Source organism: Paenibacillus campi (assembly GCF_034659835.1).
Taxonomy (GTDB): domain Bacteria; phylum Bacillota; class Bacilli; order Paenibacillales; family Paenibacillaceae; genus Saccharibacillus; species Saccharibacillus campi.
Window position 1 is genome coordinate 610,315 of record NZ_JAXSQZ010000001.1, and the last position, 26,240, is coordinate 636,554.

Here is a 26,240-nt window from a genome sequence, read left to right on the forward strand (position 1 = left end):
ATGACTGAACCAATGGGGGAACATGATGAACAAAGGGATTATGTTTTATAAAATATTTATTCCTATTCTGGTGCTCGGCATCGGTTTATCGATCAGCTTTGGCATTTACATCTATTTCAGTACCGTGCGCTCGGTCACCGACAGCATCGCGACGAATAAACAGACGTATATGATGCAAATGCGCAACAATTTGGAGCAAAAAATACGAACTATTGAATACGCTTTCAATACATATAGCACAACGAGTTCATTTAGGGAGACGGTGAACGAACCGATTACGGAGCGCGATTTTGTCGCTTATCGCGATGTGAACACTCAACTTAATTATATCGCCACGATGGGGCTGGAGGGAGCCAAATATTCGCTCATTAGCCTAAGCCAAAATTGGCAAATTTCCAGCGGACGGCTTACCCATCTGACCGCCCCGCAACGGCAGCAATTGTACCGGCAATACGTGGACAATCAAGATCAAAGCCTGTTTTGGGTTAAAACGGATTCCGGTATTCGTTTTGTGAGTACATTGCCGGTCTTTTCCACCCGTAAGCAGGCGATTGCGCTGTCCGACATTTCTGCTGATACGCTCAATCGTACACTGCATACCGAGGATAGTTCGCCGGTATTTATTTTGAATCGGCAGGGCGAGTTAATGTACGATACCGGCAACAATGCCGATGTGTTAGCAAATGCACAAGTACGGGAGCTGCCGGATATGATCGGCAATGAGCAAGGAGTCGGCATGTTCACGTTAAAAGATGGGCAAAATTCACCGGTACAGCTCATTTATGCCAAATCTGCTTATAACAACTGGGTCTATTTTACCGTGCTTGATCCTGGTGAAATTGCCGCTGCCTTGCAGACGACCCGTTATGGTCTAATTGCGATTGAGCTGGTGCTTATTTTGCTAATTGCGATCGTTGCTTACGGCATTGCGCTTTATTTTACAAAGCCGATTCAGCAAATTCGTCATAGTCTGCCTACCGCTGCCCATGTACAGTCCAAAAATGAGATTGAATGGATTTTATCGTCGATCAATCATATTTTGACTGAAAAGCAAAGTTTGGAAACGTTAATCGAAGCCGAGCAGCCACAGCTTGAAACACAGCTAGTGCTGAATCTGTTCCGCAATCGCATGAAGGCGGATGAATTGGACGGACAGCTGGCGCGGATCGGTTACAGCGAATTGCATGATCGCCGCTATGTGACAATGCTTGTACAGCTCGATAATTTGGGCAAACGCAGTGTTGCTGACCGTGATGTGCTCATGCTGGCGATTCATAAAATTGCTGAAGAACTAATTCCAGCGGAGCAGCGAATGTTGCCGATCATTTGGAATGATGATACACAGGCGACGATTTTAATGTTTTCGAGCAGCAATGAACAGGAAATACGGAAGCAGGTTATCGCGTATGCGAAGCTGATGATTCGTAGTGTGCGCGACTATCTCAAACTGTCGGTTAGCGTAGGCATTAGCAGTACGTATGATAGCCTGCTATCCAGTAAAGAAGCGATTGAGATGAGCAAGCAAGCGCTGCATCAACGGCTGAATTTGGGCAAAGAATCGATTATCTTTTACGAGGATATTTCCAATGTCGTATCCGGCCCAGTGCTGCTGCATTATCCGACCGAATTGGAAGCAAAATTATTCGATGCGATTCGGCTCGGTGATGAACAACAGGTATCGACACATCTGTATCCGTTAATGGCGGAATTTATGAAAAAAAGTCGGCATTCGCTCGATTTGGAAGTGATGCTCGTACGCTTCGTTAACAATCTGATTCAACTGGAACAGTTACTCGGATTGGAAGTGCTGCTGACAAGGGACAATCAGGCGCTATATCATCGTCTGCTTAGCATTCGCAATCCAGAGGAGATTGAGCATATGCTCGTCGAACAGGTTATTTTCCCGATGGTACGCAGCATGAAGGAGAAGACAAGCGAGCAATTCCGCTGTCTGTCCGCGACGATCGCCGATATTGTACGCCAGGAATATGATCGCGAGCTGTCACTGGAAATGATCGGTGATCGGCTGCATTACAATCCGAACTATTTGAGCAGCATTTTCAAAAAAGAATACGGTACGACATTTAGCGACTATTTGATGAGTTACCGGCTGGAAATGGCGAAAAAATGGCTGATCGAAACCGACCAAACGATCAAAGAAATCGCTGAGCGACTGCAATACCATAATCCGCAAAACTTTATCCGCTCATTTCGCAAAAAAGAACAAGTCACCCCAGGCACCTACCGCAAAATGCGGCAGATGAATTGAGTGAACGGCAGGCAAGATGACATAGACTACGTAATGATTGGCAGGCAACTGCGTATGCTGTGAATCACACTTCACTGCGGGCAGGAAATAAGGGGGACGACCTATTCGTACATTTGTGTGCGAGATAGGAGTTCGTCCCTTTATTCCGTACTATAGCGTTGTCTGTCTCCACACAAACACTGTACACAAGCAGAACGACTAACCATTTTACCCTTTCACCGCACCGAGCAATGCGCCTTTTGTAAAATGCTTTTGCACAAATGGATATGCAATCAACATCGGCACGGTCGCAACGACGATGACCGCCATTTTGATCGTCTGGGCAGGTGGAATAACATCGACTGAGCTGCCTTCTGCTTGCATGCCACTCGATACGATTACGATCTGACGTAGCAGTACTTGGATCGGCCATTTGGTGGAATCGTTTAAATACAAAATCGCATTCATATACGTATTCCAATACGTAACCGCATAAAAGAGCGAAATCGTCGCTATCGACGGCAATGCAAGCGGCAACATAATTTTGAAAAAGACACCAAAGTCATTACAGCCATCGATCTTTGCCGATTCTTCCAAACTTTCCGGCAATGCTTGGAAAAAGTTACGCATAATGATCAAGTTAAACGCATTGATCGCGACCGGCAAAATCATCGACCAGTACGAATCGATCAGACCGACACTTTTTACAATTAGAAACGTCGGAATCATACCACCGCTAAACAGCATTGAAAAGACGACGATAAAGTTAATCGCATTGCGACCTGCCAAATATTTGCGTGACAGACCGTACGCCATAAATGCGGTCAATGCCATACTGACGAGTGTACCGACAAGCGTCGTACCGATCGACACCGCCAATCCTTTAAAAATCGTCGGTGTGGACAAAATGTAGCGATATGCATCAAGCGAAAACGTAGTTGGAAACAAAATAAACTTTTTGGATACGACCTCCTGTGTAGATGCAAATGAACTGGCGATTACATTAATAAAAGGCAATAAACAGGCGAGTGCTACCAAAATCAATAAAGTGTTATTTACAATCGTAAATAGCTTACTTCCAAGCGTTGTATCTTTGCGTAGCGTCTGTTCCATGTATGAACCTCCTTCATTGTTCTTGTACTTCTTCACTGTACCAGCCGATTGTTGTTCCGTATATAATCAGGTGCCCAGATCATCGATGAAATCACTCATAATCGCTGTATAATCATTAGATCATAGTATAATCATCAGCTAACATACAATCCGACTAAACATTGCTATATCAGCATTTTGCAAACGCTATCATAAGATGATTATATACGGAATGAGCGGGTTGTTCTAAGCTTGGTCATGTAAGCGAGAATGGGCAAAGGAGGCTGCGAGCCGGTGAAGATGTCGAACGAAATCAAAATGTCCGATACTGCTGTATTGGGATTGGAACAAGAGAAACGGGAAGTCAAAAAGAAAGGCCGCTACGGTATTATGCGTAATAAATTTTTGTATTTGATGATTTTGCCTGGTTTCATTTATTTTGTTATTTTTAAGTATTTGCCGATGGGCGGGCTGATCATTTCATTTCAAAATTACCAGCCGTATCTCGGCATCTCAGGCAGTCCGTGGGTAGGAATGAAGCATTTTGTGCGTCTGTTTACAGAGCCTACCTTTTTTATGTTATTGCGCAATACACTCGTTTTGTTCGCGCTTAATATCATTATCTTCTTTCCATTACCGATTATATTGGCGCTGATGTTAAATGAAGTGCGCCATCGTTATTTCAAAAATGCGATCCAGACGATTATTTACATTCCACACTTTATGTCATGGGTCATTATCGTATCGATTACTTACGTATTCCTGACCGTTGATGGCGGTGTCGTCAACGAAATGCTAGCAGCAATGGGCTTGCCCAAAATCAGCTTTCTCACCTCATCAGAATGGCTGCGCACGATGTATATGGCACAGATCATTTGGAAAGAACTAGGTTGGTCAACGATTATTTATTTGGCGGCAATTACCGTCGTCGATACACAACTGTATGAAGCATCCGAAATGGACGGTGCCGGACGCTGGCGCAAAACATGGCATGTCACACTACCAGCCATTCGTCCGGTCATCATTACACTGCTTATTTTGAAAATCGGCAGCACACTTGATCTCGGCTTTGAGCATATGTACCTGCTACTCAATTCACTTAACCGCGACGTAGCAGAAATTTTCGACACCTACATTTACACTGCCGGTTTAAAAAATGGACAACTCAGCTTCAGCACCGCAGTCGGCTTATTTAAAGGTTTGGTCGGACTCATCCTGATCATGCTGGCAAACCGACTCGCCAAAAAGTTTGGGGAAGATGGCGTGTATTAAGCAATGTGTTAACATTAAAAAGGATTCAAAGGAGCGCAAATTAATGAAAATGAAAAAAAGATGGAGTCTTACCCTCATAGCGAGCCTAACGCTTGCGACTGTGCTGTCCGGTTGTGGCAACGGCAGCGAGGCGGAAGCGAATCAAACGTATGATCCAAACTCCAAGCTGCAATTTACATGGCTTAACATTTTGCATACCGCATCACCGCCTACCAATGTGATCAAAAATAAGCTGGAACAATACACCAATTCCGAAATTAATTTTAGCTGGGTGCCTGACGCGTCCAAAGAAGAACGGATTACGACCGCGCTCGCTTCCGGTCAGCTTGCCGATATGGTGACGATTACGATGATGAACAATTCGACCGTCCGCAACTCGCTCAAATCCGGTCTGTTCTGGGATGTTGGTCCCTATCTTGACAGCTACAAAAACTTAAAAAACATTCCACCGAAAGTGCGCACTGCCGCCTCGATTGAAGGTCATTTATACGGTGTGCCATTTCAGAAAAATATGGCACGCTCCGGTCTGATCTTGCGCAAAGATTGGCTCGACAAACTCGGTCTGCAAGTGCCGACTACGCTGGATGAGCTGTACAATGTGGCGCGTGCATTTACCGAAAATGACCCGGATGGCAACGGTAAAAACGACACGACCGGTTTTGGTGATCGTTCTGATCTGCGATATAGCAGCTTTAAAACGCTTAGCTCTTATTTTGGCACACCAAACGGTTGGGCGGTGGATGCGAGCGGCAAATTCACACCAGAGTTTGATACGCCGCAATATGTGTACACATTGCAATACTCGCGCAAATTGTATGAAAATGGCTACCTGACGCGCGATTTCGCGGTTACCGCGAAGACGGATCAACAGCAGCAATTTGCCCAGGGACGCACTGGTATTTATACCGGCATGGTCGATATCGCCAGCCTCGAAAATATGTCGCAAGGCTTGCAAAAAGGGATGGAGCTGGTGCCGGTCAACAAAATTTCCAATGGCGATGGCAAATACCATGTCTGGTCTGAAGGCAGCGGTGTAGGCGGATTGCTCGCTTTTCCTAAATCCGAAGTTAAATCTGAAGCCGAATTAAAGCGCCTGCTGCAATTTGTGGACAAATTGCTCGACAAAGAAGCGTTTATGTATATGACCGGTGGCATTGAAGATGAGCATTACAAAATCGATGCAGATGGTTCATTTAAAATTATAAATAAGGATAAATGGCAGGCGGATGTACAGCCATTTGCCGCTTCTCGTCCGAGCGAAGTTACGTACAAGCTCAAAGATGCCAACCCGCGCAAGCAAATGGCAAATGAACTGATCAAAGAAAACGACCAATACGCCGTGCTTGATCCGACCGTACCATTGGATTCGCAAACGAACAATGAGCAAGGCACCGAGCTGCAAAAAATTGTTACCGATGCTACATTCCGCTACATTATGGGCGAGATTGATGAGGCAGCCTTTAAACAAGCGGTACAAAGCTGGAAAGACGCCGGTGGTACACGCATTACGGAAGAATATGAAGCCGCTTACAAAGCGAGTCAGAGCCAAGCCTAAGTTACATTTACCTGCAAACTAAACATAGCTACTAAACGATCGTAAAGGAGCATGATGGATGAAAAAGCAACGACAGATCGCTATGAACAGGCTGGCAGCGGTGATGGTAAGTAGTGCCATCGTACTGACCGCATGCGGTGGACAGGAGGCATCGTCCAGTAAAAATGATGCCAATTCGAAGGCAACGATTACATGGCTAAACATTTTGCATACCGCTTCGCCGCCAACCGATACGATTTTGAACAAATTGGAGCAAAAGACGAATACAGAGCTTTCCTTTTCGTGGGTGCCAGACGCGTCCAAAGAAGAACGGATTAATACCGCCCTTGCTTCCGATTCGCTTGCAGACATCGTAACGTTGACGATGCTGGACAACTCATCGGTGCGTAATGCACTCAAATCCGGTCTGTTTTGGGAAGTAGAGCCGTATTTAAAAGACTATCCAAACCTTGCCAAAATCTCATCCGATACGATCCGTTCGGCATCGATCGGCGGCAAGCTGTATGGCATCCCTTTCCAAAAAGACTTGGCACGTAACGGGGTGACATTGCGCAAAGATTGGTTGGACAAGCTCGGATTGGATGTGCCGAAAACAACAGACGAGCTAATGGAAGTAGCACGCGCATTTACCGAGGATGATCCAGATGGAAATGGTCAGAACGATACGACCGGTTTTGTCGATCGTAATGATCTTGTCTACGGTGCCTTCAAAACGCTCGGTTCTTACTTTGGTACACCGAACAACTGGCAAGTGAGCGCAGACGGCAAAATGACGCCTGAGTTTATGACCGCCGGTTATATGAAAACGATGAATTATATGAAACAGCTGTATGATAAAGGCTATATGAACAAAGATTTTGCCGTTACTGCCAAAACCGATCAACAGCAAAAATTTGCGCAAGGCAAAGCGGGCATTTATGTGGGCGCATTGTTTGATAGCAAAAACTTGCTCAATATGTCCAAAGGCTTGCAGAGTAAAATGGAGCTGGTGATGGCTAACGATATTACTTCCACAGGTAAAGAGAGCGATCGTGCGATCTGGGCAGCGAACAACGGCATCGGTGGTCTGCTTGCCTTCCCACGCACTGAAGTCAAAGATGAAGCTCAATTGAAGCGCATTTTGCAATTTGTGAATGATCTGCTGGACGAAGATTCGTATGCGCTCATGACGTATGGCATCGAAGGCACACATTACAAAGTCGATGATAAAGATGCCGCAACGATCATTAATAACGATCTGTGGCAGCAAGAAGTGCAGCCATTTGCGTCAAGTCGTCCGAAAGAAAGCGGCTTCCGTATTCATGATGCCAATCCGCTCAAACAGCAGGCGGAGAAACTGATCGCTGAAAACGCCAACTATGCTGTCCTAAATCCAGCTTATGCGCTCGATTCCGACACCTACAATACACAAGGCTCGGAGCTGCAAAAAATTGTTACCGATGCTACCTACAAATACATTTTGGGCGAAATTGATGAGGCTGGCTTTAAACAAGCGATAGAAACATGGCAAAACGCTGGTGGCAACAGCATTATTGCTGAATATGAAGCGGCTTATAAGCAGGCTAACGGCAAGTGATCGGCAAATAAAATATTTGCAATAAAACAGATATAACATAGCGAATGGACGGTTTCGACCGGAAGCAAAGGTTGCACATCGTTGAACGTATTTCTTATGATCTAAGTACAGCTACATGCAGGATGAAGTAAACTACCACCAACGATCGGTATGACTGATCTGGATTGCGGCGGGCTGTTGCATTATAACTAGAGAGTTTTGATAACGGTTACAACTATGAGCAAGGTACACATGTTTGTCTGCATGTTCTATGCTGCTAAACGTACAACGGTTTGCTGCGCATCTGTAAGGGTGGCAGGCAAACCGTTGCTCCGTTTTGATTGTCTGTCTTCATTTTATAGTAGGGCTAGTTCCAACCTAGTATCCAATCCATTTTGCAGGAGGTTTATCATGACTTTATTTGACGAGCAATCCCGCTGGGCAACACGTACTGCCGCGTCTATTATGCAGCGTATGCCGTATTTGCACGAAGACCCGGAGCATCGTGGCAAATGGTCGTACGACTATGGTGTCATTTTAAAAGGATTTCAGTTGTTATGGAAGCAGACCGGGAATCGTCAATATTGGCAATATATCCGCAACAATATCGATCATTTTGTGTATGAAGACGGTACGATTGGCGGTTATCGTCAGGATGAATACAATATCGATCATATTAACAATGGCAAGCTGCTGTTTATGCTGCATGGACAGACAGGCGAGCAGCGATATCGTCAGGCAGCGGATTTGCTGCGAGAGCAACTACGGTCACATCCGCGCACAGCGGAAGGTGCGTTTTGGCATAAGCAAATTTATCCGTATCAAATCTGGTTGGATGGGCTGTATATGGGGGCGCCATTTTATCTCGAATATGTGCTTGCCTATGAGCAAGGAGCAGAACAACAACGAGGGCTGGATGATGTGACCCGTCAATTTTTGCTCTGTGAGCAGCATACACGTGATAAGAACACAGGGCTGCTTTATCATGCATGGGATGAGAAAAAGCAGCAGCCTTGGGCAGACCCGTATACCGGATTGTCGCCTAATTTCTGGGGGCGTTCGTTAGGCTGGTTCGTCATGGCGCTCGTCGATGTGCTGGAATTGCTGCCGACCGAGCATGCCCACTATGGGGAATTACAGCGGATGCTGACCGACACACTGACAGCGATTCGTCGTTATCAGGATGCCGAGACAGGCGTATGGTATCAGGTGCTTGATCAAGGCGATCGTAAAGGCAATTATTTGGAAGCATCGGCAACAGCGATGTTTGTGTACGCGATGGCAAAAGGCATACGGCTTGGCTTGCTGGCACCAGAATGGCAGCAGGCGACCGATTGGGCGTATGCGGGCATGATCTCGGAATTTGTGCTGGAAACGAAGGAAGGGTGGGTAAATTACAACAAAAATTGCCAAGTGGCAGGGTTAGGCGGAGCAACGCAGCGTGATGGCACATTTGCTTATTATGTTAGCGAGCCGATCGTGACCAATGATCAGAAAGGGCTAGGTGCCTTTTTGCTGGCATGTGCTGAGTATGAGCATGTTTTGTCAGCAGATGATACAGTCGTTCATCATCACACTTCGATAAGCAGGGGGCGAGCATAAGGATGAGCAACTATTTATACAATATCGATGATTATGGTGCTGTACGAAATACGGATACGCTATCGACGGCAGCGATTGCCGCGGCGATTGCTGCCGCATCACAAGCAGGTGGGGGCACGGTATACATTCCCGCAGGTACGTATTATACGGGTGCGATTAGGATGCAGAGCAATATTGAACTGCATGTGAGCGCCGGGGCGGTGCTGTCGTTTAGTACGAATCCAGCCGATTATCCGGTGGTCGATTCACGTTGGGAAGGCGTAGGACGACAAGTGTATGCATCGTGCATTTATGGAGAGCGATTGCACAATATTGCGATTACGGGCAGCGGTGTGATCGAAGGCAATGGGCAAACATGGTGGGATTTGTTTCGCGATCATCCCGACCAGCTTCTGTATCCGCGTCCAAAGTTAATTAGCTTTCATCATTGTACCCGCATCACGATTCGGGATGTGCAGCTGCGTAATTCGCCAAGCTGGACGGTCAATCCGATCTGCTGTGAAATGGTGACGGTAGACAATATTACGATTCACAATCCGGCGGATTCGCCCAATACGGATGGCATCAACCCGGAATCATGTCGCAATGTGCATATTAGCAACTGTCATATCGATGTGGGCGATGACTGTATTACGATCAAATCAGGCACAGAAGATACAGCTGAGCGCATCGCCTGTGAAAATGTAACGATCGTTAATTGTACGATGATGCACGGTCACGGCGGTGTCGTCATCGGCAGCGAAATGAGTGGCGATATTCGCAATGTAACGATTAGCAATTGCGTGTTCAAACAGACCGATCGCGGTATCCGGCTCAAATCACGTCGCGGTCGCGGCGGCATTGTGGAAGATATTCGCATCAGTAATATTGTAATGGAAGATGTGATTTGTCCATTTATTATGAATCTGTATTATTTTTGCGGCCCGCGTGGTAAGGATCGATATGTATGGGACAAAAATCCGTACCCGATTACCGCCGAAACGCCATGTTTTCGGCGTATTCATTTTGCCAACATTACCGCACGGCGTGTACATGCGGCAGCCGGATTTCTGTACGGACTGGCAGAGCAATACGTATCTGAAATTACCTTTTCCGATATCGATATTTCGATGGCAAAAGATGCGATTCCAGGGCGACCGGCGATGATGGCAGGGATCGAAGAAATGAACAACCGCGGCTTTTATGTGGGCAATGCGCGTGACGTACGATTTAACCGTGTGACGATTGAGAATCATGAAGGCGCCGCCTTTTATATCGAAAACGGTGAAGATGTGGATGTGATCGATTGCCGTTCACGCCGTACGAAACGCGAGGAGCTATTAGTGGAACGAGTGACTGTGGAGCCGCCCGCCGAATCGGAAGCGCCTGTTCAGTCTTAACGATAAGTACATCGGTAAGTATAACAAGAAAGGAGGCATAGTTATGAAAGATTCGTCGCATAGCTCGTTAGGTGAAAACGATGATCGACTATGGCAATTGTTAGGTGATTTGCCGCAGCCAGAACCGATAGGTAGCGAATTGCTGGAGCGCAGACAGCAGGACGGTTATATGCTGGAAACGGTACTTTTAGAACTTAACGGGCTGGAAAGGGTGCCGGCATCGATTGCACTTCCATTAGATGGGCAAGCTCCTTATCCGCTGATCGTATTTAACCATTCGCATGGAGGCAATTATACTGCCGGACGGCGTGAGTTGTTGTACAGTAGTGCTTATTTGCAGGAGCCGTCGTTTGCATCTGTATTGACAGGTATGGGCTATGCGGTCTGTTGTATCGATATGTGGTGTTTTGGCGAACGCAGCGGTCGTGCGGAGAGTGAGACGGTTAAAGAAATGCTTTGGCACGGTCAGGTAATGTGGGGCATGATGCTGTACGATAATCGCCGTTTGCTTGACTATATGTGCAGTCGGGACGATATCGACGGCAGCCGGATCGGTACGATTGGCATGTCGATGGGCGGTTTGATGGCATGGTGGCTGGCAGCGCTGGACGAACGTGTACGTGTTATTGTCGATATTGCCGCCCAGGTCGATGCCCATACACTGATCGCCAAGCGTGGACTGGATCATCATGGCTTTTATTCATATGTACCTGGCTTGCTCAAACAGTATACGACACTCGATATTCAACGCCGAATCGCCCCGCGTCCACGCATGAGTCTAGTCGGTCGGCATGATCGATTATGTCCGCTGGAAGGGGTACAGCATCTGGCTGCTAGCTTGTCTGACGTTTACGCTGCCGCAGGTTGTGCTGAACATTGGCAACCGATGATCGGTAGCGGTGGGCATATGGAAACGATGGAAATGCGTGCGGCGTGGATGCCATTTTTGCAAAAGTATATGTAGCGTATAGCTGATTAGGTAGCGCACAGTTGACGTTAGTTCGTATGCACGAAAGGAGCGATGATAAACGATGGAGCTTATTGTAGGCACAACGTCTTTTTGCGATTATGATTCGATTCAAGCAGCGGTTGATGCGCTGGAATTTGGCGCCGCTGCTTTGGCAACGACACATATATGTGTGCGTAGTAGCGCTATTGCGGCAGTGTCGGATCAAGCGGCAGATCGTGCTTTTTGGTCGCAGTCGGTACAGGCGAATGAGCAGATCAAAGCGAACGATAACGATCAAACAAGTGAAATGGATACTATTTTCATACTGGAAGGTGTGTATGAGGAAGCGGTCATGATCCACAATTCCAATTTGCGGTTGTGTGGTATCGGTAGGGTGGAGATTACGAGCAGCCGTCATGCACGTGAACGCAATGAGCAAGGCGATGAGATCGGCACATTTGCAACGCCAACCGTATTTTTGGGCGGCAGTGATCTGTTGATTGAAAATATAATCATTAGCAATACGGCAGGACAAGGGGACAACATCGGACAAGCGGTGGCGCTGACCGCTTATTGCGACCGTGCTGTATTCAAAAATTGTACGCTACGCGCTTATCAGGATACGCTATTTACCGGGCCATTGCCGCCCAAACCGAAGGAACGCGCCAAATTTGGCGGCGCCGAAATCAGGCATAAGCATGCACAGTATCGCCAGCTGTATGTGAACTGTTATATCGAAGGCACGATTGATTTTATTTTTGGTGGGGCGACGGCGTATTTTGACCATTGTCATATTCACAGCTTGCGTCATTATCGCAATCATGCCACCTACATTACAGCAGCATCAACCCCGGTAGGACAGCCGTTCGGGTATGTATTTCATCGCTGCTGGCTGACCGGAGATGCGAACATTACACCGGTATTTCTCGGACGACCTTGGCGCGAATATGCGCGGACGGTGTTTGTACAATGTCGTCTTGGTGAGCATATCGATCCAGCAGGCTGGCATAACTGGGACAATCCGGACAATGAGCGTACGGTAGTGTATCAGGAATACGATCCCCAACATGCCGCAGCATTGCGACAAACGCGTGTGAGCTGGGCGGATTGTTTGGCAGACAGCGCGGAGCAGTGGGAGCGGCGGATCGTGTTTGACAATGACGTATTTTGGCAAGAGTAAATGAGCTGGTGGTGACGATGCCTCTAGCGACTCGGTGCAAGCGTAAGTTTTGCAAGCAAGTTTTGCAAGCAAGTTTTGCAAGCAACATTTTGCATACAGGCTGTACTCATCGGATGTAGCGCTTCAATCGATGAGCACGGCTTTTTTGTGCGATATGATAGGGAGAGGTGATATAAGCTTGAATGTAATCTAACCATGCTCGACTACCAATTATACATCGGTAAAATGACCAACAATAGTTCGACCCTATTAGCATAGTACGCTTTCTATCCGCGTTTACAACTGTGACATATATAATAATAGTCGGATTGTTGAAATAGCGGTACATAACATCTATAAACCGATAAACCCGCGCCCATACTGCATAATTCAGTATATAACAGCACTTCATCCACAACCGAATAAACTGTTTGTTATAAAAAATGGAACAGCAGGGAAATTAAAAATATTGAAATTCCTACTAAACCGATATACTATACAGATTATAAACAAGCAACATAGTATATTTTATCGATAGGGGATAGGACAACATGAATACAAAGTTTAAAAGTCTTGTGATTATGATGCTGTTTACGGTATTGCTGGCAGCTTGCTCAGGCAATAACGGTAGCAGCTCGACAGCATCGACAACAACAGAAACGTCAGCGACCGATACAGGCGCACCGAAAGATGGCGGCAGCCTCATTATTGGCGTAGCGGCTGATCCGGTCATTTTAAATCCGTTGTATGCAGGCGATCGTGTCAGTTTGACGATTGATCAGGCGTTGTATGCACCGCTATTTCAAGTGAATAATGGTAAAAAGACATATTATTTGGCTGAAAGTTTGCAACCTTCTGCGGATCAACTTACATACACACTCAAACTGAAAAAGAATCTGACCTGGCATGATGGACAAAAGCTGACCGCAGATGATGTGGTGTTTACGATTAACAGCATTTTGGATGAGAAGCAAAATAGCTTCCTGCGCGCTGGCTTTATTATTAACAACAAACCGATCCAAGTGTCCAAAGTGGACGATTTGACGGTTGCATTCAAATTGCCGCAAGTGAGCCCGGCGTTTGAAGCTTCACTCGTACAAGTCTCACCGATTCCAAAACATATTTTTGCAGGCGAAACCGATCTGGAAAAGAGCAGCAAAAACAACAATCCGATCGGCTCCGGCGCATTTAAATTTAAAGAATACAAAACAGGCGAATACGTCACGTTGGATCGGTTTGACAATTATTTTGGCGGTAAGCCGTATCTGGATAGCGTAACATACCGCATCGCCAAAGACGCTAATGCCGCTAATCTGGCGCTACAAAATGGTGAGATCAATGTACAATATCTCGATCCACGCGATGTAGCGACGATTCAGGCGACTGGCAATTTTGATATCCAGTCGTACAGTGAAGGACGTCTAGCCTACTTGCTGTTTAATGAAAAAAGCGATACTGGCGTATTGTCTAAAAAAGAAGTGCGGCAGGCGCTCTCGTATGCACTGAATCGTCAGGAACTAATTCAGACGGCGTATACATCTGACCAATATGCTGATCCGGCGCGTTCATTTGAAACACCGGACGGATTGTACCAGACGAACGATGTACCAACCTATGACAATGATCCTGCTAAAGCGAAACAATTGCTCGCACAGCAAGGCATTACGAATTTGAAGCTGCGGATGATCGTACAATCCGGCAACAAAGTGCAGGAAGCGGTCTCGCTGTATGTGCAACAAAAGCTGAAAGAGATCGGTGTTGATGTCGAGCTGCAAAATATGGATGCAAGCGCATTTGGACAGAAGTTTGTCAATGCCAATGCAACCGATTATGAGCTTGCCTTGAGCGGTTACATTATGGGCTATGACCCTGATGCGTACCGGATTTTGTTCACTAGCGATTCGTCGTCCAACTATACGCATTATGCCAACAAACAGGTGGATCAGCTATTTGCAGAAGGCTCTGGTGAAGGCGATCCGACTAAACGTGCTGCCATTTACAAACAATTGCAAACGATCATTGCCGAAGATGCACCGATCTATCCGATTGCATATACGAAAACAATCGTTGCCATTTCTAAAAATTACGGCGGTTTGGAACAAGCGGTATTAAAGCCGGTCGTTATTTTTGAAGACTTGTCCAAAATTTATCAAAAACAATAAAGTCCATGTTCATAATGAAAGCAGCAAATAAGCCGGTTTCCCGGCTTATTTTGTTGTGGGGAAGGGAGTGCGGAATATGAGGCAAATGATTATCCGTCGCTTGCTGCAAACGATACCGTTATTGTTTTTCGTTTCGATTGTCTGTTTTGCGATGATTAAGCTCGCACCAGGTGATCCGGTGCTGTCGTTTGTCACACCGAATATGCATGCAGACGATATCGAGCGTATCCGTCATAATCTCGGGCTGGATCGTCCGGCATATGTGCAATATGGGCTTTGGTTAAAACAGCTACTACAAGGTGATCTCGGTTATTCGCTCGTCAATCATCAGCCGGTGCTTGGACAGATTGTAGAACGATTGCCCGCGACAGCCGGACTGATGGGCAGCGCGATTGCAATTGCGGTGCTGCTGGCGATTCCGCTCGGCTTGATTGCTGGTGCCAACCGCAATCGCTGGGTGGACAAAATCATCAATTTGATCGCTTATATCGGCATTTCGGTGCCGCTGTTTTGGCTGGCGATTTTGCTGATCTATATTTTTGCGATCAAGCTGTCATTGTTGCCCAGTATGGGCATGCGCACGATTGGAACAGAGTCGGTTGGCGATGTGATTCGACATGGGATTTTGCCATGCTCGGTGTTGGCATTTGGTTTTCTGGCAGGTTATTTGCGCTATATTCGCTCCAGTACGATCGGTCAACTGAAAGAAGATTATGTACAAATTCAATATGCGTTTGGCTCCAATAAATGGACGATTTTGTTCCGGCATGTGATCAAGCATGTGCTGTTGCCGATCATTACGCTGCTCGGGATGTCGATGGGCGATCTAGTCGCCGGTGCGATCGTCACCGAAACGGTATTTTCATGGCCTGGTATCGGTTCACTGGGCATGACTGCCGTTAGAGGGATGGACTATCCGATCATTATGGGCATCACATTGTTCTCGTCATTGCTGCTCATTTTGGGTAATTTGGCGGCGGACATTTTGTATGCTGTAGTAGACCCGCGTATGAAGGCAAAGGGGTGACGTGATGAATCGCAATAAATGGAACCAATTAAAACGTGAACTGTTGAGCAGCAAGCCGGGGATGGCGGCGCTGTTCGTATTGATCGTACTGACGCTGGGCGCGATCTTTGCTTTTTTGTCGCCGTATGATCCGAATCTAATGAATGCGACGACACCGTTTGCCCCGCCTGGAGCGGCGCACTGGTTCGGTGCGGATGATTATGGGCGCGATTATTTTGCCCGTGCACTATATGGCGGTAGGGTATCGCTGCTCGTTGGCTTTGCGTCGATGATTTTGGCGACCGCGATCGGTGTCGCGATCGGCGTCATGAGCGGTTATTTTGGCGGCTGGATCGACAGTGTACTTATGCGTGCACTGGATGTAATTTCCTCGATTCCGTCATTTCTAATTTTGCTGCTGCTTAGTGTATTTTTGAAACCAAGTGTGGGCAATATTATCGTCATTATCGCGCTGCTAATGTGGATGAATGTGGCGCGGATCGTGCGCGCCGAGACGATGAGCATTAAAGAGCGCGAATATGTGCTGTATGCACGTGCTTCCGGTCAAGGTGGAGGTGGGATGATCCGCCATCATATTTTGCCCGGACTGCTTCCAGTCATTATCGTCGGCGCGACGAACAATATCGCCTCTGCGATTATGATGGAATCGTCGCTCAGCTTTCTCGGTTTTGGTGTACAGCCACCCAATGCGACATGGGGCAGCATGCTGAACAATGCGCAAGGGTATATTGCGCAGGCGCCGTATATGGCGATATTTCCGGGTTTGCTCATTTTGCTGACCGTGCTTAGTTTTAATGTGTTAGGTGACCTATTACGGGTCGGTTTGGAACCGAAGTTAAACCGAAGATAGGAGGGATGGATCATGACAGAGCATCTGCTTTGCGTGGACAATTTAAACGTTTCTTTTGCGACCCGTGATGGTGAAAATCAAGCTGTGCGTGGCATTAGCTTTTACGTGGACAAAGGTGAGACGCTTGGCATCGTCGGTGAATCCGGCAGCGGCAAAAGCGTAACTGCTCGTTCGATCATGTCCTTGATCGCGCCGCCTGGCAAGATTACCGCTGGTAGCATTCGGTTTCGCGGACAAGATTGCTTGGCATGGTCGGAAAAAGAATGGCGCAAGCTGCGCGGCAATCGCATTTCGATGATTTTTCAAGACCCGATGACTTCGCTTAACCCGCTAAAACGGATCGGTCAGCAATTGACTGAAGTGTTGCGCAGACACCGTGGGTTGGACAGACAGCAGGCGAAGCAAGAGGCAGAACGTTTATTGCAAGAAGTGGGCATTACCGATGCCAAAGCGCGTTTGCGGCAATATCCGCATGAATTTAGCGGCGGTATGCGGCAGCGGGTAATGATCGCGATGGCATTGTCTTGCCAGCCTGATCTGCTCATTGCCGACGAGCCAACAACGGCGCTCGATGCAACGATACAGGTGCAAATTCTCGATCTGTTCAAACGTTTAAAACAGCATTCCGATACAGCAATCACATTGATCACCCATGATCTTGGCGTCGTCGCACAAGTGTGCACACGCGTCATTGTCATGTATGGCGGGCTGATTATGGAAGAAGGAAGTGTGGAGCATATTTTCTACCGTCCACAGCATCCGTATACAAAAGGGCTGCTCGGTTCATTGCCTAAACGCGGCAGTGGTTCGCGTGAGCGGCTGGTGCCGATTGAAGGCACGCCGCCTAATTTGCTGCATCCGCCTGCCGGTTGTCCGTTTGCAGAGCGTTGCCCGCAAGCTTATGCACGTTGTGCAAATATGCCGCCCGTTACCGAGACGGAGCCAGGGCATTATTCGATGTGCTGGCTCGCTCATGAAGCGGCAACGGCAACGGTAGCTGTAGGTGCAGGCGATGCGGATCGTACGTCAGCAGTGGAAGGAGCAGAGCATCATGAGTGAAGTGCTGGTTGATGTGCATCATTTAAAAAAACATTTTGTCAGTGCGCGCAACTGGCGCGGTCAGCCGACCCGTGTGCAGCATGCGGTCGACGGTGTGCATTTTCAAATTCGTCGTGGCGAAACATTCGGTCTTGTCGGTGAGTCAGGTAGCGGCAAATCTACGGTCGGACGCTGTATATTGCGGCTGTATAATTATACGGCTGGCGAGGTGACATTTGCTGGTCAACCGCTCGGCGGGCTAAGCGAAAAGGCGCTCAAACCTTTCCGCCGGCGCATTCAGTCGATTTTTCAAGACCCATATTCGTCGCTTAATCCGAACCTGAATGTGCTGGAATTGATCAGCGAACCGATGAACATTCACGGTGTGGGAGCAGGTGACGAACGTAAAGCAATTGTTGCTGAGCTGCTGGAAAAAGTAGGCTTGAACCGTGAGCATTTGTACCGGTATCCGCATGAATTTAGCGGTGGGCAGCGGCAGCGTATTTCGATCGCGCGCGCATTGTCGGTGCGACCGGAGTTTATCGTATGCGATGAACCAATCTCGGCGCTAGATGTGTCTGTACAGGCGCAGGTCGTTAATATGCTCGAAGATTTGCAGGCGGAATTTGGGCTGACATATCTGTTTATTGCGCATGATCTATCGATGGTGCGCCATATTTCCGATCGCATCGGTGTGATGTATGCAGGACGGCTTGTGGAAGTGGCGGACAGTGATGAACTGTACGAAAATCCGCAGCATCCGTACACACGTGCACTGTTGTCGTCCATTTTGGAAACCGATCCTGGCAAAGTGGCGGAGCGTATTCGGCTAGATGGCTTCACTACGATTCGTAATGACGGACAAGCCGCTCCATTGCAAGAAATTAGCCCAGGGCACTTCGTCGCTTTTGATTATAAATAAATGATCAATGAAAGGAAGGTACACTTACAATGACCGATCTCACACCACCGCACATAGCGGAAAAAGTAAAGCTGTCCCAATGGGACGCATTGCTGCTGGAAGCGCTGCGCAAGCAAGGCTGGTCGGAACAACAGTTGCTGGAATTGAGCACCGTACCTGCACAGCAGTTGCTACAAACATAATCCAACGGTTTAGTTTTAATTAGCACAAACAGAACAGTACGTATTCACTATAGATGCTATGCCGAAAATATAGTGAACTAAAGATCGTTTTACGATCTATTGGCATAAATGGATAGGTCTGTTTGAGAGTCTGTACTCGTCATTGTTCAATAGTGTAAATCGTATGCTAGTGAACGATGCTTTTGTCTCCATTTCAATGTGAATTTGGGATGTTACGTAAACAGCAAGTTTGCCCTCCTGTAACCAAAATAACCGCTTAAAGCTCAAGCGCTCTGCCACCTAGCCGTTTTATGAACGATTCCACCTAATCGTTTATGAAACGGCTTCTTTTTTTCTGTAAAATACTGTAATTCGAAACGAAACTAGCCGATAACAAACACAGGAATAAAAAAGGCATCATTCCTCATTTTGCCAGTAACATCCAATTTGTGAACGAAATTCGTCGATTGTTGAAACTTTTTGCATTATTTTGAAGGAGAGTGATTGTTTTTTGCGACGTTTGTGGTAGTATATAGAGCAGTTGGAGGAATGAATATGCTTACAGAGGAACGTTACAACTTGATTATAGAGCGCTTACAGGAACGCGGTATTGTGAAATTACAAGAACTGGTCGATGTGTCCGGGGCTTCAGAATCAACGATACGGCGCGATCTGATCGACCTGGAAGCAAGGCAACTGCTTAGGCGTATCCACGGTGGAGCAACATTGCTGCATCCGAAAAATCAGGAACCTGGTATGGAAGAAAAAACCTTCACAAACGTTCAAGAAAAAAGTATAATTGCTCGTCTAGCCGCCCGTGAGATTCAGGATGGCGAATGTATCTATTTGGATGCAGGTACGACAACACTGGCAATGATTCCATATATCGATGCAAAAGACATTACTGTCGTTACCAATGGACTGTCTCATGTCGATGCACTCGTAAACAAGCGTATTCGTAGCTATCTGCTCGGCGGGTTAATGAAACTGCATACGAAAGCGGTTGTAGGCAGTATGGCGTTACAGAGCATGGACAATTTTCGGTTTGACCGCTGCTTTTTAGGGGCGAATGGGGTCGATACCGAAATGGGTTATACGACACCTGACCCCGAGGAAGCGATGATCAAGCGGCGTGCGCATGAGCTTGCCGCCCATACGTATGTGTTGGCGGATTCGAGCAAAATCGGTGAAGTCACGTTTGCACGGCTGCTCGATTTGCAAGAAGCGGTGCTTATTACCGAGTCGGTGCCGGTGCATTCCCGTCCGTCCATTTTGAATAAAACTAAGATAATCGAGGGATAACTATGATCTACACAGTAACACTTAACCCTTCTATCGATTACATCGTGGAAGTTGACGAACTAAAGCTTGGTGAATTGAACCGGATGAAGCGTGATTTAAAGCTTCCTGGTGGTAAAGGTATCAATGTATCCCGTATTTTGAACCAACTTGGAGCACACAATACGGCAATCGGTTTTCTAGGCGGTTTTACCGGGCATTATATCGATGACAAGCTCAAGCAGGATCAGATTGCAACCGATTTCGTATTTATCGGTGACGATACGCGTATTAATGTCAAGCTGAAGCATGGCGAAGAAACGGAAATTAACGGTCTTGGCCCAATGATCAGTACAGATGAAGCGGATCAATTGGTAAACAAATTGTCTGTGCTCACTCAGGGCGATGTGTTAGTGCTGTCCGGCAGTGTTCCACCTTCGCTCGGCGGCGACTTTTATGAGCGTTTGATTGCGGTATGCAAACAAAAAGGCGCTGAATTTGTGATCGATACGACAGGTAAAGCATTGCTGCAAGCGTTGCCGCATCGTCCGCTGCTAGTGAAGCCGAATCACCATGAGCTGTCCGAACTGTTTGCAACCGAAATTAACAGCCGTGAGGAGCTAATCGCTCACGGACGTAAGTTGCTGGAACTTGGTGCGCAGCATGTGCTCATTTCGATGGCTGGTGATGGCGCATTGTTGGTGACCAAAGACGAAGTTTACCATGCAAACGTACCAAAAGGTCAGGTGAAAAACTCGGTCGGTGCAGGCGATTCGATGATCGGTGGCTTTGTCGGCACACTCGTGCTTAGCAATGACCCGTTGGAAGCGTTCCGCACTGGCGTTGCTTCCGGAAGTGCAACCGCATTTTCCGATGATCTGGCAGAGCGCGCGAAGATCGATGAACTGCTGCCACAAGTAATAGTGAACCGTCTCTAATCTGATCTATGCTCATGATGTTAACGCCCATTTGTCCATTTTACAGCGTATACGAACCGATCTAGCAGATGCACGCCTAACGCGTGTATCTGCATCGATGGGCATGAAATATAGTTATAGATAAAACTGTGCTATTCTCAACTGCAAAATAGCATAATTAGCAAGCGTGCTCACTGTTTTAACGATTCGTTATGCTGGTAGTTGTTGTTTGACGATTTATAGACTCGAAATCAATCAGTCATAATCCATTTACACACCGGGGTTGCCTGCCGAAGCGCGACAGCCTGTGGTGATTGAGATTAAGGGAGTGTACACAATGAGAATTACTGATCTGATGATCAAGGAAGTTATGATCATGGACTTGCAAGCGGTGAGCAAGGAAGCGGCAATCGACGAACTGATCGCTAGCCTAACATCCAGCGGCCGTATTAATGACCCGATTTTGTTCAAAGAAATGATTTTGAAGCGTGAAGGCGAATCCAGCACAGGAATCGGCGGCGGTATCGCGATGCCTCATGCCAAAACAAAAGCGGTGAACGAACCAACCGTTGTATTTGCCAAAAGCAAGCAAGGCGTTGATTATGAATCGCTTGATGGTGAACCAGCACATCTGTTCTTTATGATCGCTGCTCCGGAAGGTGCTGCCAATACGCATTTGCGCACACTAGCTGCATTGTCCAAGCTGCTCATTGATAGCGATTTCATCGCCCAATTGATGAATACGAATACACCGGACGAAGTGGCGACACTGTTCGACGAAAAACAAGCGGAAGCGGATGCCAAAGAAGCCGCCAAACAAGCTGCCAAAGCTGCCAAAGAAACAGCACAACAGCAAACTGAAAATGCACGCGAACAAGAGGCGACAGCCGCGCTGACTGGCGCTGCACCATTCGTTGTAGCAGTTACCGCCTGTCCAACTGGGATCGCGCACACCTTTATGGCAGAAGATGCTCTACTGAAAAAAGCACAGGAGATGGGCGTAACGATCCGCGTGGAAACAAACGGCTCTGAAGGTGCAGGCAATCCGCTGACTGCGGATGAAATTCGCCGTGCGAGCGGCGTTATCGTCGCTGCTGACAAAAAGGTAGACATGGATCGTTTTGATGGTAAGCCGGTATTACAACGCCCGGTTAGTGACGGTATTCGCAAACCGGAAGAACTGATCCGTAAAGCGATGAACGGAGAAGCGCCGGTATATCGTAGCTCTGGTAAAGGCGCTGCTGACGAAGGTAGTTCAAACGAAAAAGTAAGCGTCGGCAGCAAAATTTACAAAGACTTGATGAACGGTATTTCGCATATGTTGCCATTCGTTGTCGGTGGCGGTATTCTGCTCGCTGTTTCGTTCTTGCTGGAGCAAACACTCGGCGCAGACAATGCGCTCGTGAAGTTGCTGCAAACGATCGGTGGCGGAGATGGCGCGTTCTTCTTCCTTATTCCGATCCTTGCCGGTTTTATCGCGATGAGTATCGGTGATCGTCCAGCTTTGATGCCTGGTATGGTCGGTGGTCTGATGGCGGTACATTCTAACGCCGGTTTCTTAGGCGGTCTGGCTGCCGGTTTCCTGGCAGGTTATGTCGTTGTTTTCCTGCGTAAACTGCTGTCTGGTTTGCCGAGAACGATTGATGGTTTGAAGCCGATTTTGCTTTATCCGGTACTCGGTTTGCTCATTACCGGTACGATTATGTTTTTCATTTTTGACCCGATTTTTGGCGGTATTAACGGTTGGCTTGTTAACGTACTGAACAATCTTGGTACAGGTAATGCGATTATTCTCGGTCTGCTGTTGGGCGGTATGATGTCGATCGATATGGGGGGGCCATTTAACAAAGCTGCCTATACGTTTGCGATCGGTGTGTTCACATCGAGCGGCAATACAAACGGCATGATGATGGCAGCGGTTATGGCAGGCGGTATGGTGCCACCACTGGCGATTGCACTCGCTACAACGTTTTTCAAAAACAAATTTACCGAGCAAGAGCGCAAATCCGGTCTGACCAACTATGTGCTCGGTCTGTCCTTTATTACCGAAGGCGCGATTCCATTTGCAGCGGCTGATCCACTGCGTATTCTGACTTCTTGCATTATCGGTTCGGCGGTCGCTGGCGGTCTGACCCAATTGTGGCACATCAACCTGCCTGCACCACACGGCGGTATTTTCGTAGCTGCACTGGCGAACCATGCATTGCTGTTCATGTTGGCGGTTATTATCGGTTCCGTCATTTCCGGTCTGATCCTGGGCGTATGGAAAAAGCCGATTGCGCAAAAGCTAGCTGAACAGCAGCAAAAAGCGGCTTAATCCGAACTTGAATAGACACACTCAATCCGATTCGGTCGCCTGATCTTGCACTGTCAGCTCCATTTAAAATATAATCTATGCTTTCAATAGCGACGAGTTTTTGCTTGTTATGGCTGGACGATGTATCGTCACTAGCTATGGCTGCGAGTGAAGCGATCCAAGCCTGTTATTATGATATCCTGATGGAGTACGCGTAATAACAGGCTTTTAGTTATTTATTTTTGTACATCACTATAAAACGAAAGCACGAAATGACAAAATAGCATGACGTCCTCAACGCAGCGACTGCGAACGGATCAGATCGACAAAATGTCGTACCGCCGCCTGCGGTTCTTCCCCTTTACGCATACATACGGCAATCGTATTATACAATTGCACTTCATCTACATACACACGACAAAGCAGCCCGCGTTCCACCTCATCACGCACAATTAAAGCCGATACAAAGTTAGCACCATACCCGGCAATGACCGCCTGAATCGCTTCATACAATCCGTTAAATTGCAGGGCGATCCGCGGAGTTGGCACATTATGCGTACGGCATAGCGATAGCAGACGCTCTCTCGTCGAGCTGCCTTGTTCACGCATAATAAACGGTTCCGCCATCATTTCCGCCAGCGTAATATGACGATTCGCCAGCCGATGACCTGGAGCGACGACAAACCATAATTCGTCGCGAAATAGTTGTTCTGTCCGCACCCATTCTGTTTCGCGCTCGGGTAGACCACCATAAATAGCCAGATCGACCTGTCCAGCGGTCAACATGCGCAGTGCATCGGCAGAGTTAGTCGTATGAATAGTCAATTCCACTTGCTCATATTGCCGTTTAAAGCGTGCCAGCCAGCCCGGTAACAGAACATGAGCCGGTAAATACGTAGCCGCCAGCGAGATCGAGCCAACGGTGCCTTGCTGCATATCGCTGCACCATTGCTCCATTTGTCGCTCCACTGCAAACAAGCGCGTAGCCATTTCATACATCGTCTGCCCTGCGGTTGTCAATCGAATGCCACGCCCGGCAGGCTGCAACAGCCCGATGCCAAGTTCCTGTTCCAGTCGTTTCACTTGTGACGTAATGGCAGGTTGACTAATGTTAAGCAGCTCTGCCGCCCGCGTAACACTGCCGGTAGTCGCAATCGTATAAAAAAGTCGCAAAGCGTGCAGATTCATCATCGTAACCAACTCCGTTCTTTATTTAGTATTATGTTGCTTATGTTTAACATCGTAGCTTGTTTTACTTTAATGCAGATGATGTGTATCTCTGTCGTATCGTTTGAGCATGAACAAGTTTAAGCCTATGCAAACTTGATGTTGAATGGTGACCGCTTAATGATGGATGTAATTTCATCATAATCATATATTAAAGTTATGAATAGATCATAAATATATATTATATTTATCAATTAAAACGCAGTATGCTCATATCAGAGGCAGACGATACACCGTAGTTGAGTACAAAAATAACACTTGTTCCAGCGTTTAGAGTACGGGATCAGATAATGAAAATGCTTGTGTGTATGAGCGTTATTTTACCTGATCCGACAACAGCCTAGCTTGTATGTTCCAACATTATCGCATCTAATCAGGTGCTAGGGCGTGTAGGCAAACCTGGCGTGTTGGGATCGCCACCACTGCGGTAAGCAATAAGAGGACAGACTCCTTATTTCCTGCCCGTAGTGAAGTGCATCTCGCATTATACAAATTTGCGTACATGCCTTAGTACGTACAGGTTAGCTTGTTACTTTTATCTATCCAACCGTAACGTCGCCTACTACAAACAGGAGCGTGAATGAATATGATGACACCAAGACAACGAAATGAGATCAATGCCGCAAATAACTGGTATGAAGTAGACCAATATGTAAACGAGCGTCTCTACCTGCAACAAGGTTTATTCGAACAAATACTGCACCGCAACCAACAGGCGAATTTGCCACCGATCGATGTGTCTCCGGCACAAGGGGCGCTGTTACAGCAATTGATTATGTTATCCGGTGCGCGGCGTATATTGGAAATCGGTACGCTTGGCGGATATAGCACGATTTGGATGGCGCAAGCATTGCCGCAAGATGGGAAAATAATAACGTTGGAGCTGGAGGAACATCATGTGGCTGTCGCGCGCATTAACTTTGAACAGGCGGGGGTATATGAGCGGATCGAACAGCGTACCGGCGAAGCGCTGAAACTGTTGCAGCAGCTTGATGAGGAGCAAGTGCAGCCATTTGATTTTATTTTTATCGATGCGGACAAACCGAACAATCCGGCTTATCTGAAATGGGCGCTACATTTTTCGCATCCAGGTACGGTTATTTTCGCTGATAACGTTGTGCGCGAAGGCGAGATTATCGATCCGCATAGTACTGATCCACGTGTACGTGGGGTGAGACAGTTTTATGATCTGCTCCATGATGAACCGCGTTTGCGTCATGTAACTACAATTCAGACGGTGGGCGAGAAAGGATATGACGGATTTTTGCTAGGAATTGTAGGAGATGTCGCACGATAATCCGAGTGAAGTTCACACCGTACAATTTTATAAAATATAGCAACTACAAAGTAAAGCTTGACCATCCGCTTATTTTGTTCAAAATCAGCCAGACGCAGACGCAGACGCAGACGCAGACGCAGACGCAGACGCAGACGCAGACGCAGACGCAGACGCAGACGCAGACGCAGACGCAGACGCAGACGCAGACGCAGACGCAGACGCAGACGCAGACGCAGACGCACCTGAGTTTAGCTGGGATTAGCGACCGCTCT

The 26,240-nt window shown here is 47.3% G+C and carries 21 protein-coding genes; 18 read left to right on the forward strand and 3 right to left on the reverse strand.

All coding sequences use genetic code 11. From position 1 onward, the window contains the following. The first annotated feature begins 25 nt into the window (after positions 1-25). Positions 26-2,269: a helix-turn-helix domain-containing protein gene (locus U1I11_RS02355; protein ID WP_322904466.1), complete on the forward strand. Its 2,244-nt coding sequence runs from the start codon at positions 26-28 to the stop codon at positions 2,267-2,269. Positions 2,270-2,476: 207 nt separating this feature from the next. Here U1I11_RS02355 and U1I11_RS02360 read toward each other — a convergent pair whose 3' ends face one another. Further along, on the reverse strand, positions 2,477-3,361 hold the full coding sequence (locus tag U1I11_RS02360) for a carbohydrate ABC transporter permease (protein WP_322903472.1): 885 nt from the start codon (positions 3,359-3,361) through the stop codon (positions 2,477-2,479). A gap of 369 nt (positions 3,362-3,730) precedes the next feature. Between U1I11_RS02360 and U1I11_RS02365 the strand changes: the two genes are divergently transcribed. From U1I11_RS02365 to U1I11_RS02440, 16 genes are all read left to right on the forward strand, one after another. Beyond that, positions 3,731-4,612, forward strand: coding sequence for an ABC transporter permease (locus U1I11_RS02365; RefSeq protein ID WP_322904467.1), 882 nt, complete (start codon positions 3,731-3,733; stop codon positions 4,610-4,612). Positions 4,613-4,661: 49 nt separating this feature from the next. Next, positions 4,662-6,167 carry an extracellular solute-binding protein gene (locus tag U1I11_RS02370; RefSeq protein ID WP_322904469.1) on the forward strand — a complete coding sequence of 502 codons (1,506 nt, stop codon included), beginning with the start codon at positions 4,662-4,664 and terminating at the stop codon, positions 6,165-6,167. Positions 6,168-6,225: 58 nt separating this feature from the next. Then, positions 6,226-7,743: an extracellular solute-binding protein gene (locus U1I11_RS02375; RefSeq protein WP_322903473.1), complete on the forward strand. Its 1,518-nt coding sequence runs from the start codon at positions 6,226-6,228 to the stop codon at positions 7,741-7,743. 390 nt (positions 7,744-8,133) lie between these two features. After that, positions 8,134-9,324, forward strand: coding sequence for a glycoside hydrolase family 88/105 protein (locus U1I11_RS02380; RefSeq protein WP_322903475.1), 1,191 nt, complete (start codon positions 8,134-8,136; stop codon positions 9,322-9,324). Positions 9,325-9,326: 2 nt separating this feature from the next. Next, entirely contained in the window at positions 9,327-10,703 is a 1,377-nt protein-coding gene (locus U1I11_RS02385; RefSeq protein WP_322903477.1) for a glycoside hydrolase family 28 protein, read from the forward strand. 43 nt (positions 10,704-10,746) lie between these two features. After that, a complete protein-coding gene (locus tag U1I11_RS02390; protein ID WP_322903479.1) occupies positions 10,747-11,667 on the forward strand; it encodes a dienelactone hydrolase family protein in 921 nt (306 codons plus the stop codon). Between the two features lie 67 nt (positions 11,668-11,734). Then, on the forward strand, positions 11,735-12,832 hold the full coding sequence (locus U1I11_RS02395; protein WP_322903481.1) for a pectinesterase family protein: 1,098 nt from the start codon (positions 11,735-11,737) through the stop codon (positions 12,830-12,832). Between the two features lie 530 nt (positions 12,833-13,362). Beyond that, positions 13,363-14,973 (forward strand): ABC transporter substrate-binding protein, encoded by a 1,611-nt coding sequence (locus U1I11_RS02400; RefSeq protein ID WP_322903483.1) that lies wholly within the window; start codon positions 13,363-13,365, stop codon positions 14,971-14,973. Positions 14,974-15,049: 76 nt separating this feature from the next. Continuing rightward, the gene (locus U1I11_RS02405; protein WP_322903485.1) at positions 15,050-16,000 is read left to right on the forward strand and encodes an ABC transporter permease; all 951 of its coding nucleotides are present in this window, start codon (positions 15,050-15,052) and stop codon (positions 15,998-16,000) included. Between the two features lie 4 nt (positions 16,001-16,004). Next, entirely contained in the window at positions 16,005-16,850 is an 846-nt protein-coding gene (locus tag U1I11_RS02410; RefSeq protein WP_322903486.1) for an ABC transporter permease, read from the forward strand. 12 nt (positions 16,851-16,862) lie between these two features. Next, positions 16,863-17,909, forward strand: a complete 1,047-nt coding sequence (locus tag U1I11_RS02415; RefSeq protein ID WP_322903487.1) for an ABC transporter ATP-binding protein — start codon at positions 16,863-16,865, stop codon at positions 17,907-17,909. Further along, positions 17,902-18,810 carry an ABC transporter ATP-binding protein gene (locus tag U1I11_RS02420; RefSeq protein WP_322903489.1) on the forward strand — a complete coding sequence of 303 codons (909 nt, stop codon included), beginning with the start codon at positions 17,902-17,904 and terminating at the stop codon, positions 18,808-18,810. Before U1I11_RS02415 ends, U1I11_RS02420 begins: the two co-directional genes overlap by 8 nt. Before the next feature lie 29 nt (positions 18,811-18,839). Next, the gene (locus tag U1I11_RS02425; protein ID WP_322903491.1) at positions 18,840-18,992 is read left to right on the forward strand and encodes a hypothetical protein; all 153 of its coding nucleotides are present in this window, start codon (positions 18,840-18,842) and stop codon (positions 18,990-18,992) included. A gap of 534 nt (positions 18,993-19,526) precedes the next feature. Then, on the forward strand, positions 19,527-20,273 hold the full coding sequence (locus tag U1I11_RS02430) for a DeoR/GlpR family DNA-binding transcription regulator (protein WP_322903493.1): 747 nt from the start codon (positions 19,527-19,529) through the stop codon (positions 20,271-20,273). A 2-nt stretch (positions 20,274-20,275) separates the two neighbouring features. Then, the gene (pfkB, locus tag U1I11_RS02435) at positions 20,276-21,187 is read left to right on the forward strand and encodes a 1-phosphofructokinase (protein WP_322903494.1); all 912 of its coding nucleotides are present in this window, start codon (positions 20,276-20,278) and stop codon (positions 21,185-21,187) included. A 316-nt stretch (positions 21,188-21,503) separates the two neighbouring features. Continuing rightward, positions 21,504-23,483, forward strand: a complete 1,980-nt coding sequence (locus tag U1I11_RS02440; protein ID WP_322903496.1) for a PTS fructose transporter subunit IIABC — start codon at positions 21,504-21,506, stop codon at positions 23,481-23,483. Positions 23,484-23,756: 273 nt separating this feature from the next. On the opposite strand, the gene U1I11_RS02445 is transcribed toward U1I11_RS02440, so the two are convergent. Beyond that, on the reverse strand, positions 23,757-24,650 hold the full coding sequence (locus tag U1I11_RS02445) for a LysR family transcriptional regulator (RefSeq protein ID WP_322904471.1): 894 nt from the start codon (positions 24,648-24,650) through the stop codon (positions 23,757-23,759). A 625-nt stretch (positions 24,651-25,275) separates the two neighbouring features. Here U1I11_RS02445 and U1I11_RS02450 point away from each other — a divergent pair. Beyond that, positions 25,276-25,986, forward strand: coding sequence for an O-methyltransferase (locus U1I11_RS02450; protein ID WP_322903498.1), 711 nt, complete (start codon positions 25,276-25,278; stop codon positions 25,984-25,986). Here U1I11_RS02450 and U1I11_RS02455 read toward each other — a convergent pair. Beyond that, positions 25,920-26,210: a hypothetical protein gene (locus tag U1I11_RS02455; protein WP_322903500.1), complete on the reverse strand. Its 291-nt coding sequence runs from the start codon at positions 26,208-26,210 to the stop codon at positions 25,920-25,922. The genes U1I11_RS02450 and U1I11_RS02455 overlap by 67 nt on opposite strands. Positions 26,211-26,240: the final 30 nt, after the last annotated feature.